Genomic DNA, 11,657 nt, shown 5'->3' with positions numbered 1-11,657 from the left:
TTACACAGACGTGGGTGGGGCGCGTTCCGGATCGACAATACTGTCGGCCGAGCGGTCTTCGTGAGTTGTTTCTGGGTCGACAGTTATGAAGTCGCCTGTGGAACACTGGTACGCCGTCAGTTGCCCGCCGTACACGCACCCGGTGTCGAGACCGACCGCGTTGGGTGTCTCGAACGGCTCGGAAAGCACCGTGTGACCGAAAAATATGCGAGGACGGTCACGGCGCGTTTCGAACCAGTACGGGCGGTCGTAGCTCCCGTCGGGGACAAGAGACCGCATGTTCAGCAGTTCGGTCAGTTCGTGTTCCGCGATGGGCTTGCGATGGTCGACGCCGCCGTGGACCACCAGCGAATCGTCCCACGATATCGCCGCCGGGAGCGAGGCGATCCACGAGAGGTCGTCGTCAGTCAGCGACGGTATCGATTTGCGGCCGTCGATGAGTTTCTGTTCGTTGTTTCCTCGAACCGTACGGAAGTTCGGCGTTTGCCGGACGATATCGATGACACCGGCGCTGTCCGGACCTTTTCGAACGAGGTCACCGACAAAGACGACGAGTTCGTCCGTAGTGGGGTCCAGCCGGTTCAGGAGTCGTTCGAGCGCCGGGCGGCAGCCGTGGATGTCGCCGACAACGTAGATTTCCTCCCATTCATCGCTGTTGATTCGCTGGTGTGATGCGTCGAGATCCGGGTGAAACGTCGGTGATGCGACCATCTATATGGAGCCGTTGGTGGTACGTCAGTGAATCTGGTATAGGTACTTTATATGTTGTCTATATAGCTGTACGGGAGCGAATATATGCCCGCTACCTGCTGAGAAACTGACCGATTACCCCTCAACAGCATCTTTTGTGTTTTCGGCGTCCAGTCCGAACAGTAACCCGGCTAGAAACAGCAGTTCGTTACCCTGATAGTACTGTTCGAGCACGAAGTTTACCAGCCCGATATCCGGCGTGGTCGCCCCCAACAGTACCAGAACGAGCGCGAACGCCGCGGCGAGGCCGGCAATCAACCGGACGACGATGCCTGAGAGCAGCCCCACCACGAAGACGACAACAGCTGTGAAGAGAGTCATAGCCCGCTCCAGCGTGTCAAAACCGTTGATCGGACTGGGATTCGCATAGAGCACACAACGCTTCCGCCGTACTTAGTTCTACCAGCGGCAGGCAAAACAGAGCCGCGTCGCTCGATTTCGGCAACGATAGACGCCAGACAGCCCTCGCCCGGGTCGAAGTATGAGTCGTAGTCAGCAACGAGAGCAGAGACGGTCACGTCTTGCTAGCCGTCGGGGAGCGGCCCAGCGTCACGAACCCAGCGTGGCCGACGGCGTGCGTCCGGCGCGGTATGCCCACAGAAGTCGCCCTGCAGCAACCAGTACTCGTGGGTACTACCACCACCGATCAGAGTGAAGAGACGTCGTCGACCGACGAGTAGCCGCGTCTGGTCACATCTGTTTGCCCTGCCGTAGCTGGTCGCCTGCGGCTGAGTCACAGGTGTACCGATAACTCCGTCGGGAGTAACGCGCTCGAAAGCGGGTCTCGGCGGAGCCTGTGCCACAGCCCGTAGGCTTCATGTCTCGGCCACAAGTAGCAGAGCTATGCCGACCTGGGACGAGCGATACCGAACGGGCACGTACCCGCAGCGCCCGGACCCGCATCCGGTGTTAGAACGATACTTGCCGACCTTGCCACCGGGTCGGGCACTTGACATCGCGACCGGGACTGGGCGGAACGCGGTGCCGGTCGCAGCAGCCGGGTACCGCGTCGATGCGGTCGACCAGTCGCGTGCGGGGCTACAGATTGCCCGCGAAAACGCACACGCCGCGGGCGTCGAAGACAATATCGAGTGGATACAGGCAGACCTCGAGTCGTTCGCATACCCGGCGTCGACGTACGACCTCATCACGGTCAGCTTCTATCGCCCCGTCGACCGCCTCCCCGATATCATCGAGGGGCTGGCCGACGGCGGCTGTCTGTTCATCCAGCACCACCTCCGGACGACCGACGACGTGGACGGCGGCCCCTCTGGGGACCGATACCGGTTTGCTTCCAACGAACTACTAAGGGCCGGACTCGGATTGACTGTGTTACACTACGACGAGCGGACCACGACGACGGACGGAACGACTGCCGCCACCGCGCAACTGGTCGCCAGAAAGACACAGGGCAGTCGACAGTCGTATCCAGACATCGCGGAGTGAGTTGGGAAGCGACCGCCGCCGACAGGACACGGACGCAGGGCGGACGAAGCCGTTCGGGACCGACACTTTCCGTGGTGCGGTCGACCCCACTCGTATGGACTCACAGCGAAGGGAAGCGAGGCCCCCCAGTCGGCACGAACTGTATCGAACCAGTGTACCGAGGCGTCCACAGTCAGTCATAACTCCACGCACGGAGAGTGAGCGATGACGGCGACTGACTTCGACGCCGTCCGGGACTACGACGACGACCAGTTTTCGGCCGTCGAGGTGTTCCGCAGTGACCGACTGAAAGTCGTCTGTGGCTACTTCGAACCCGGACAGTTCATCCCGGTCCACGCGCCCGGGAGCGACGTAGTGATACACGTCCAGTCCGGGACCGGTGTCGTTCGTGACGGGGACACGAATCGGACAGTCGAACCGGGCGACGTGGTAGTCGTCGAGGCTGATACCGACCGCGGCGTCAAAGCGGACGTGGACAGTCGGCTGGAAGCGTTGCTGGTGACCGCGCCGCCGCCGAGCGACGCCGAGCACGAACCGGTTCGGAGAGGGCTCAGGCAGAACGAATTCGACCCATAAGCCAGATCAGAGGGTGGTGCTATGGACGCCCCACCAGAATGCGCCAGTCGGTGGGAACGACGGCAGCGTCACCCGCCGCGGGGTCCACAGAAACGGCATCGACGGCATGCGTCACAACTCATCGATGATTTCACTGGCGAACGTCGTTATCGCCGCCTGTGGCTCCGCCGCTCGAAGGCCAACGATAACGTGGTCAAGGCCATAGTCATTGAGCCGCCTGAAGTACTCCCGGAACCATTCGACGCCGGCCCGGTATCCCAGATGGAGCGGTTCGGGTTCGGCCGTCGGGTCAGCAGCGAACGCAACCTGAACGGCAATCGTGAACGGCTTCTCGGGTGCGTGACTTCGCCACGTGTCGAGATACGACTCCAGGGTCGACTCTGGGAGGTGATAGAATATCCAGCCGTCGCCGTTCTCGGCAATCCACTCCGTGGACTGTCTGGCGTTCCCGGTCGGAAAGACCGGGAGCGTGTCCGTCGTCGGCTTCGGGAGGACATCCAGTTCGCCGTCGATGTGGCCCCAGGAGCCGTCGAGCGTGGGGTATTCCTCACGCCAGAGGGCACGAAGCGCGGCAACGCTTTCGCGGACGAGATGCCCCCGGTTGTCGGGGTCGACACCGAACGCCGGATACTCCGGGTCGCGGTCGCCCGAGGCAACACCAAGCACGAGACGGCCGTCGGAGAGCCGGTCGACAGATGCGGCCGACTTCGCCACGTGGATGGGATGGCGAAGCGGGAGCACGATACTCGCGGTACCGAGCGCCACCGACTCAGTGTGAGCACCGATGTGAGACAGCAGCGACCATGGGTCGAAGGCCCCGCCTGCGTCCCCAAATCGCGGCCAGTACGTCGGCACATCTCGTGCCCAGAGCGCGTCGAAACCAACCGCTTCGGCGTGGCTTGCGAGCCGGAGTTCCGCGTCGATATCCGGCGTCGACTCCTGTTCGCCTGTGAGCGGGAATCCGAGACCGAACGAGAGTCCATCCTGCTCGTACAGTCGGCGATAGCCGGCGTTCGCGTGGTCCACAGCAGTCATCAGGGTCCTTTCACGCTGGAGCCGTATTTGCACACGGGTGGGTTGCCCACTACGGCCCGTCGTCAGGGGTATCAACCGTCACTGTTCCGCCCCGTTCGTTTCGTGGGAGCTGCCAGTCGATATTTTCCGCGCGCTTCGGGAACGACGGCTTCGCAACGACTTCCAGCGTGCGGTCGGCGGCCGCCGACGTAACGGGCGCAGCAATCATCAGTCGGGCCACGTCGGCCCGCGAGACGCTGCCCCAGAGCTTCGCTCCGGGCTCGGCGACGGAGACGGTGTCAGTTCGCGGCCCGTTCGTGAGCAGGCCCGGTCGGAGGACCGTGTGCCGAACCGGGGCCTCGCGGATCGCGGCCTCGGCTTCTGCTTTGGCTCGTTGAATCGGCTGAATGACGACATCAAACGCCGCTGCGAGCGGACTGGCTGGCTCGTCACCGACGCCGATAGCGGATTCCATGACGAACGCCTCGACGCCGGCGTCGACAGCCGCATCGAGCAGATTGATCGTCCCCGCGCCGTCGACGTACTCGTCCCGGGACCAGACGTCCGTGATGTTCGAGCCGACCGCGCTCAGGACGACATCAACGTCAGAGAGCGCATCGGTCAGCGCAGTCGGGTTCAGCAAATCGTCGACGACAACCTCGTCAGCGCCGGCCGCCTGCAGGTCGTCTGTTTTTGCCGGTGTGCTGGTCAGTGCCCGGACCGTCGGCACGCGCGAACTGAGCAATCGGAGCGTCGCTCGCCCGGTTCCGCCGCTGGCTCCGGCGACAAACACGGTCTGCACATCAGAAGGGTCCATGTCACAGCTAGGGGCTGCCCGTACATGATTGGCCGGGCCTGTGTCACCTGTCGACTTGCTCAGTCGTCACACGGCGGCGTCTGCTTTGGGGCGGTGTCCTCGAACCGACGATAGAGCCTGCGCAGTTCCATCCGAATCGTCACACGCTCGATGAGAGCAAAGCCCGCAACGACGACGAGGAAGCCCACGAACGTCCACAGCGACACCGACGAGCCAAGTAGTACCCATCCCATGAGCGCGGCGAAGATCGGGACGACATACGCGACCAGATTCGCGCGAACCGGGCCGATGCGTTTGATGAGGCCGAAGTAGATGGCGTACGCGACCGCTGTCGACGGGATGCCCACAGCGACGATGCTCGCAATCGTTGCAGGCCCGATGCCGATCACGGCTGTGGGCGGCTCCCCGACCAGCAGGCTCGCAATGTGGAGGAGTACCGCACCGACGGCCATCGCCCACGCCGTCAGCGGTGTACTGTCCATCTGCGGGCTGACACGCTGGAGGAGGACGCTGCCCAGAGCAACGGCCGCGGCCGCACCGAGGACCAGAAGTTGCCCGATAGCGCTCGCATCAGTGAACGTCGACGGCGACGGCTGCACGATGATGATGACGCCGCTCAGCGCGATTCCGATACCGACCGCACCGAGCCACGACAGGCGGTCGCCCAGCAGCCACCAGGCGAACACGGGGGCAAGTATCGGGTTCAGGCCGTACATAACAGACGCCGCCGCGGGCGTCGTCGTGCCTTGACCGAGGAACAACAATCCGTTGTTGAGCGCGATGAGGAACAGCGCCGCCATCCCGATGCCCACGAAGTCGCCGCGAGTCTGCGGTAACCACGTCGACCGGGGCCGGGTAGCGACGATGTAGCCAAGCAGCGTCACCGCTGCCAGGTCAAACCGGAGGCCGGCAAACAGCACCGGTGGCAGCTCACGGAGTCCGGTTTTTATCGCGACGAACGAACCGCCAAACAGTACCGCAAGCAGGACAAACAGCGCACTGTCACGATAGCGGGCCGGGATTGAGGGGCGCTCAGTGACCGCGGACCGCAGCATAGGCCAGGTCAGTTGGACCACCCATTAAAACGAAAATATCTCATTACCTGTTCAATGGGTCGAAATGTGAAGAGGGCTGTGGGAGACGTGGTGTCACGGACCGACAGCCGATTTGGACTTCCCGACCAGGAAACGCCGGCGTCGACTCAGTCCCACGCGGCCGGCGCGAAGTCCGGGTCAACGCGTCGGTCGACAGTATCGATACTGTCGATACGGTCGATTTCGGCGTCCGTCAGCGACAGGTCGAGGCTCGTCAGGTTGTCGGTGATGTGAGCTTCGCTCGTGGCCTTCGGAATCGCCGTCACGCCCTTCTCGCGGAGCCAGGCGAGGCTGACCTGCGCCTCGCTGGCGTCGTGGTCGTCGGCGATGGCTTCGATGACATCGTGGCCGAACACCTCACCGCGTGCCAGCGGGGAGTACGCGACCAGTTCGTAGTCCTGTTCGGCCGCGTGCTCGCGCAGCTCCGACTGCTGGAGGAACGGATGGACCTCGACCTGATTTGCGAACACCGGCGCGTCGAGGACGTCCATCGCCGTTTCGACGTGGTTCGGTTCGAAGTTCGAGACGCCGACGTTGTCGATGAGGCCGCGGTCGACGAGTTCATCGAACGCCGGGAGTGTGTCCTCAGGTTCGTACTCGCGTGCCGGCCAGTGGACGTACAGCAGGTCAACAGAATCGACACCGAGTTTGTCGAGGCTCTCCTCGGTCGTTTCTATCACGTCGTCGTGTGAGAGATTCGAGATCCATACTTTCGTCGCCAGAAAAATATCGTCACGCTCGACGTCAGCCGCGGCAATTCCGTCACCAACGGCGCTTTCGTTGTCGTAGACCTGTGCAGTGTCGATATGTCGGTAGCCGGCTTCCAGAGCCGTCCGAACGCTCTCAGCACACTGTTCTGCGTCGTCGTTCTGCCAGGTGCCGAGACCGAGCATCGGCATGCCGCTCGCTCGCGGGCCGCCTGTCGGGGACTGTTGTTTCGTCATATCCGATATCCGGTGCTTGCGACTTTAAGACGTTTTGAAGACGGCGTGGAAAACCGCCTGTGTAACGGGGGCGCGGGCATTCAGAACCCATAGGTCCCGAACAGCCAGAGCGCGGCGACGGGCGACGCAGCGAGGAGAACGCCGAGGACCACCGTCCCGAGGACCGCGTTCAGCCCTATCTCGGCGAGCGGGCTGTCGTATCGCCACAGCTGAACGACGACGTAGACGGCGGCGACGGCCGCGCCGCCGAGCGTCAGGAACGGCGGAACCCCGAGCCCCGGAAACTGTACCGCCTGTAGTGGGTTCGAGCCGCTCGAAACCGCGAAGTCGATGCCGACGGCGACAGCGCCGACGGCGGTGGCTGCGACGACGTACGAGACGCCGGCGACGGCGTGGCGGAGCGCCGCGGTTGGCGAGAACGGCTCGCCGGCGGCCGGAGCCGCGTAGCTCCCCAGTCCGGCGTAGGGGAACGGAACGGTCAGGACGGCAACGGCGACGGCGTACGGGAGGACCGACGAGACGGCGACGATGAGTACTGCTACGGTCAGCGCGTACGTGCGGGCGGTCGCTTCCCCGAGCACCAGCGGCGGGACGAGAGTTACGGTACCCGCAACCAGAGCGAACAGACAGGTGGGGAGAGAGTAGGGCCGGAACCGTCCGACGTAGCGCTGGAGGGACACGTCGGAGCGGTTCCGTACCCAGCTGTATAGGTGTTGCTACCCCACGTAGAAAGCGGAACGAGGCCCCGGCATCATCAGCCAGACTGTTTATACGGCCGGGCAGATTTGACCCTGTATGACAGACTTCGGACTACAGGTGCGGATGCTGGTGGTCGGTGCGATTCTGTTCGCGTTCTACGTGTTCGCCGGCACGGCGCTGTCGGTGCTGTTGGGCCTGCCGCTCGTCCCGGTGCTTCTCGTCGGCATCCTCGTCGTGCCAGCGATCCAGTACAAGCTCGGGAAGTGGCTGGCGCTCCGTGGTGCGGAGGATATGCCGGACGACCAGCGGTTCGGCTACGTTCACCAGATGGTTCGCCGGCTCTGCAGAGACATGAATGTCGAGGAGCCACGGCTGATGGTGATGGACATGGGCGTCCCCAACGCCTTTGCGGTTGGGCGGAAGGGTGCAGGCGTCGTCGTCGTGTCAAGCGAACTGATGCAACTCCTCGACGATGACGAACTGGAAGGTGTCATCGCACACGAACTGGCCCACATCAAGAACCGGGACGTCATCACGATGGTCGTGGGCCAGTCCATCGGGATGCTCGTCGGCTACGTCGCCTACTTCGCGGTGCTGTTCGGCGGCGAGCGCAACATCGGCTCCTGGCTCCTGGCGATGGTCGCCTCCTCGCTGGCGAACGGGCTGGTCGTGGTGTTCGTGCTTGCCATCTCCCGCTACCGCGAGTACGTCGCCGACGCGGACGCTCGCCGCGCTATCGGCACCGGCGAGCCGCTGGCCCGGGCGCTCGAAAAGATTTCTCGCGGTGCCGAAGGACGCGAATCGACAGTCGAGGACAGCATGAACGCCCTCTGTATCTTCAACGCCGACAAGGGGCTGTTCGAGCGGCTGTTCTCGACCCACCCGCCGACGGAGAAGCGCATCCAGCGGCTCCGCTCTTGAGCGCTGACGGGTCTACCGTCTTCTTCGAATCACCGACACTGTCTCGGAGGTCTCGCGGTCTGATTGTGTTAGCGAATGTCGACAGAGAGATAGCTGCTAACTGGCCGTTTATCAGCATCGAGCCGAAAGTAACGCTATGTCCGACACGATGCAAGCGGCGGTTGTGCCTGAGCCAGGGGCAGACTTCGAGGTCGTCGAGCGGGACATCCCCGACCCGGACGACGGCGAGGTACGAGTCGCAGTGGACGCCTGTGGCATCTGTCACAGCGACGTGTACGCGAAAGAAGGGACCTATCCGGGCGTCTCCTATCCGCGGGTTCCCGGCCACGAGGTGGCGGGTCGCATCGACGCCGTCGGCGACGCTGTCGACGCCTGGGACGTGGGCGACAGGGTCGGCGTCGGCTGGCACGGCGGCCACTGTTCGACGTGTGATCAGTGTCGCCGGGGGAACTTCCTCCAGTGTGAAAACGGCGACATTACCGGGCTAAGCTACGACGGTGGGTACGCGGAGTACATGACCGCACCATCGGAGGCGCTCGCGAAGATTCCGGAATCACTTGATGCGGCGGCCGCGGCACCACTGCTCTGTGCGGGCGTGACAACGTTCAACGCGCTCCGAAACAGTGATGCGAACGTCGGTGACCTCGTCGCCGTGCAGGGTGTCGGCGGCCTCGGTCACCTCGGCATCCAGTATGCACACGCAGCCGGCTTCGAGACGGCCGCCATCTCCCGGACGCCGGAGAAGGAATCGCTAGCGAAAGAGCTGGGAGCCGACCACTTCATCGACGCGGCGGAGACGGATGCCGGCCAGCGACTGCAAGAGCTGGGCGGGGCCGACGTGGTGCTGGCGACGGCACCATCGAGTGACGCGATCAGTTCAATCGTCAGCGGAGTCGGTGTCGATGGCTCTGTCGTCGTCGTCGGTGTTCCCGGCGAGCCAGTTGAAGTGAGCGCACAGCAACTCGTCCAGAGTCGGGGCGCTGTCGAGGGCTGGGCCTCCGGACACGCACGGGACTCACAGGACACGCTGGAGTTCAGTTCGCTCCGCGACATCGCGCCGGAGATAGAGACCTACCCGCTCGAGGACGTTAGTGAAGCGTACGGGCGGATGATCGACAACGAAGCGCGGTTCCGAGCCGTGCTTGAACTGTAATCAGGCAGGTCCAGTACCGGCTGGAGCGGGGCTCTGGCGTACGGTCATAGTTACGATCCCGCTTCCCGTCGTGATTTACCGGAGAGCAACGCCTTTGTCCGTGGGTCAAGAACCCGTATTCAATGGACGGCACCGCCGACGACCGCGTCTATTACGTCATCAGCGACCTTCACATCGGCGGCGACGAGCAGCTAGAGGAAGTGGAATTTCTCGACGAACTGCTCGATTTTCTGACCCGGTTAGAAACCACCGACGAGGACGCCGAGTTGCTCATTAACGGAGACGCGTTCGGGCTATGGGAGTTTACCGGTATGTCGGGACTGGAGAAGTTCGACGCCCTCGAAGAGACCTATCCGACCCTGTTCGAGCAGTTGCGAAAGACCGGCGAGAACATCGAAATAACCCTGATTCCGGGGAATCACGACCACGAACTCGCAGCCTACGACGAGTACGTGGAGCGGTTCGCGGCGTACAACGTCACTCTCGTCCAGTCGAAGTCGGTTACCCGGCCGGTTGGTGACAAGGCCATCCACCTCGAACACGGTAATCAGCAGGACCCAAACAACCGTATCGAGGACTGGGGCGACACCAACGTGACGCCGCTTGGCTACTACTACAACACACTTGTCACGAGCCGGGCCGGTCAGCTCTCAGACCGGGGCCGGTACAACTGGCTCAAGGATGTCCAGGCTGTGACGCCGACGGAGCGGGTTCCGGTGTGGATGCTCTCGAAGTACTTCTATCGCGAGATGAACCCCTTGCTTCGGTATGCGCTGGTACCGTTCCTCTTGCTGTTCAATATCAGCGCACTCCTGGCGATTCTGGCAGCGCTGAATCTCCTCGGCGTCTGGTCCGCGCCGGTCGAAACGACGACATCGTTTCTGGGCCAGTTCGGTACGGTCGGCACCGCCATCTGGGTGCTGCTTGTCGTGAATGCGTCGCTCGCCGGCCTTCTGCTGCTCGTTGGCATCCCGTTGTATCTGCTGCGCCGGGACATCAAGAAGACAATCAACCGCTTCGGGGTCTTCGAAACTGACCTGACAGTCGACACCCAGACGCCATACAGGGAAGCCGCCCAGGAAGTGTTCGAAGAAAAGGAAGACGTTGTTGTCTTCTGCTACGGCCACACACACCGGCCGAGCGTACAGTCGGTCGACGGCGGCTTGGTCGTCAACACCGGGACCTGGCTCAAACGCCTTCACCGTCGGGACGGCATTATCGGGCTTCTGCCCCCGGTGTTTTACCCCTCCTACCAGCTCTGTGCGGTGCGCATCACCGCCGAAGGCAGGCAGGTGGTCGTCGATTACGAGGAGGTTCAGAAACCGAGTCCCAGCCCGGAGGAGTTGACACTCACCGAGCGGCTGCTGACAGTCGGTCGGAGACCCAACCCCGAGCTTCCGGAGCGTGCGGTCGTAGAAACCGAGCAGTCGGTGCCTCCGCCGGAGCCTGCTGAGTGAAAATTAGACCGAACGAAGCGCGATGGCTGCGGCAGTGAACCGATAGAGCGGAGTCTCGGCACCGCATTGTTGCTGAGTCTACTGAGAGGGGTCGTTCATACCTTCGTGTGTGATTGAGACCTATCGAGCGTCTGACGCCGGGTAAGCGTTCGCTCCCGAAACGGAGATTCGTGCAGAAAAGTCTATTACATACGACTGTAATGGCTACGTATGAGCAATACCGCGGACGATGGTCAGGCTGACGGGTCGCCACCGTCCACGGCAGAGTTCACACCGGAGCGAGTGCTCTCGGTGTTTCAAGACCGGACGGACCAAGCGAAGCCGTTGACGGCAACCGATGTGATGGACGCGCTCGGCTGTTCCCGGAAGACGGCACACAACAAGCTCGACATACTCGTGGAGCGAGGGGAGCTGGAAACGCGAAAAGTCGGCGCACGGAGTCGGGTCTGGTGGATCCCGTTCTCCCAGCTCGTCGGCCCAGGCACGGAACCACAACGGGACCGCGAGCCACCAGTCGAGCACAGTATCGCCGATGCGGACCTACCGGGGACGGGGGATACACTAGACGACCGACGTACGGCGTTGCGGGCCGCGTACGATTATCTTCGTGAAAACCCTGATACCGATGCCGGAAAACTCATTACCGAGGTGTTTCAGGAACACCCGGCGGGCTACAAAACCGCTGACGAGTGGTGGGACGCAATCGGACCCGCTCTAGAGGACCTCCCACAGGTTGACCTGGCTGCCGACCACGAGCACGTCTGGCACTACGTCGGTGGGTGAGTT

General features: G+C 62.8%; 13 protein-coding genes. 6 read left to right on the top strand and 7 right to left on the bottom strand.

Annotated features, from left to right (window positions below; all coding sequences use genetic code 11):
* Both DVK01_RS12675 and DVK01_RS12670 read right to left on the bottom strand, forming a co-directional pair.
* The gene (locus DVK01_RS12675; RefSeq protein ID WP_121536983.1) at positions 1-711 is read right to left on the bottom strand and encodes a metallophosphoesterase family protein; all 711 of its coding nucleotides are present in this window, start codon (positions 709-711) and stop codon (positions 1-3) included.
* Between the two features lie 114 nt (positions 712-825).
* Positions 826-1,071 carry a hypothetical protein gene (locus DVK01_RS12670; protein WP_121536981.1) on the bottom strand — a complete coding sequence of 82 codons (246 nt, stop codon included), beginning with the start codon at positions 1,069-1,071 and terminating at the stop codon, positions 826-828.
* Positions 1,072-1,593: 522 nt separating this feature from the next.
* Here DVK01_RS12670 and DVK01_RS12660 point away from each other — a divergent pair.
* Entirely contained in the window at positions 1,594-2,196 is a 603-nt protein-coding gene (locus DVK01_RS12660; protein WP_121536979.1) for a bifunctional 2-polyprenyl-6-hydroxyphenol methylase/3-demethylubiquinol 3-O-methyltransferase UbiG, read from the top strand.
* 204 nt (positions 2,197-2,400) lie between these two features.
* Positions 2,401-2,772, top strand: a complete 372-nt coding sequence (locus tag DVK01_RS12655) for a cupin domain-containing protein (RefSeq protein WP_101351739.1) — start codon at positions 2,401-2,403, stop codon at positions 2,770-2,772.
* 111 nt (positions 2,773-2,883) lie between these two features.
* Here the strand turns inward: DVK01_RS12655 and DVK01_RS12650 are convergent, their stop codons facing one another.
* From DVK01_RS12650 to DVK01_RS12630, 5 genes are all read right to left on the bottom strand, one after another.
* Positions 2,884-3,807, bottom strand: a complete 924-nt coding sequence (locus DVK01_RS12650; RefSeq protein WP_101351738.1) for an LLM class oxidoreductase — start codon at positions 3,805-3,807, stop codon at positions 2,884-2,886.
* Positions 3,808-3,856: 49 nt separating this feature from the next.
* Positions 3,857-4,603, bottom strand: coding sequence for an NAD(P)-binding oxidoreductase (locus tag DVK01_RS12645; RefSeq protein WP_101351737.1), 747 nt, complete (start codon positions 4,601-4,603; stop codon positions 3,857-3,859).
* Positions 4,604-4,662: 59 nt separating this feature from the next.
* On the bottom strand, positions 4,663-5,658 hold the full coding sequence (locus tag DVK01_RS12640; protein ID WP_101351736.1) for a DMT family transporter: 996 nt from the start codon (positions 5,656-5,658) through the stop codon (positions 4,663-4,665).
* 146 nt (positions 5,659-5,804) lie between these two features.
* The gene (locus DVK01_RS12635; protein ID WP_121537317.1) at positions 5,805-6,596 is read right to left on the bottom strand and encodes an aldo/keto reductase; all 792 of its coding nucleotides are present in this window, start codon (positions 6,594-6,596) and stop codon (positions 5,805-5,807) included.
* A gap of 125 nt (positions 6,597-6,721) precedes the next feature.
* Positions 6,722-7,321 carry a hypothetical protein gene (locus DVK01_RS12630; protein ID WP_121536977.1) on the bottom strand — a complete coding sequence of 200 codons (600 nt, stop codon included), beginning with the start codon at positions 7,319-7,321 and terminating at the stop codon, positions 6,722-6,724.
* Between the two features lie 115 nt (positions 7,322-7,436).
* Between DVK01_RS12630 and DVK01_RS12625 the strand changes: the two genes are divergently transcribed.
* From DVK01_RS12625 to DVK01_RS12610, 4 genes are all read left to right on the top strand, one after another.
* The gene (locus tag DVK01_RS12625) at positions 7,437-8,261 is read left to right on the top strand and encodes a M48 family metallopeptidase (RefSeq protein WP_121536975.1); all 825 of its coding nucleotides are present in this window, start codon (positions 7,437-7,439) and stop codon (positions 8,259-8,261) included.
* Between the two features lie 148 nt (positions 8,262-8,409).
* Positions 8,410-9,414 carry an alcohol dehydrogenase gene (locus DVK01_RS12620; protein WP_198560274.1) on the top strand — a complete coding sequence of 335 codons (1,005 nt, stop codon included), beginning with the start codon at positions 8,410-8,412 and terminating at the stop codon, positions 9,412-9,414.
* Between the two features lie 122 nt (positions 9,415-9,536).
* A complete protein-coding gene (locus DVK01_RS12615; protein WP_101351732.1) occupies positions 9,537-10,871 on the top strand; it encodes a metallophosphoesterase in 1,335 nt (444 codons plus the stop codon).
* Between the two features lie 210 nt (positions 10,872-11,081).
* Positions 11,082-11,654, top strand: a complete 573-nt coding sequence (locus tag DVK01_RS12610) for a helix-turn-helix transcriptional regulator (protein ID WP_101351731.1) — start codon at positions 11,082-11,084, stop codon at positions 11,652-11,654.
* Positions 11,655-11,657: the final 3 nt, after the last annotated feature.

Origin of the sequence: Haloarcula sp. Atlit-120R (genome assembly GCF_003665885.1) — an archaeon.
Taxonomy (GTDB): Archaea; Halobacteriota; Halobacteria; order Halobacteriales; family Haloarculaceae; genus Haloarcula; species Haloarcula taiwanensis.
The sequence above is the reverse complement of the archived record's forward strand: the minus strand, read 5'-3'. Positions and strand labels throughout refer to the sequence as shown.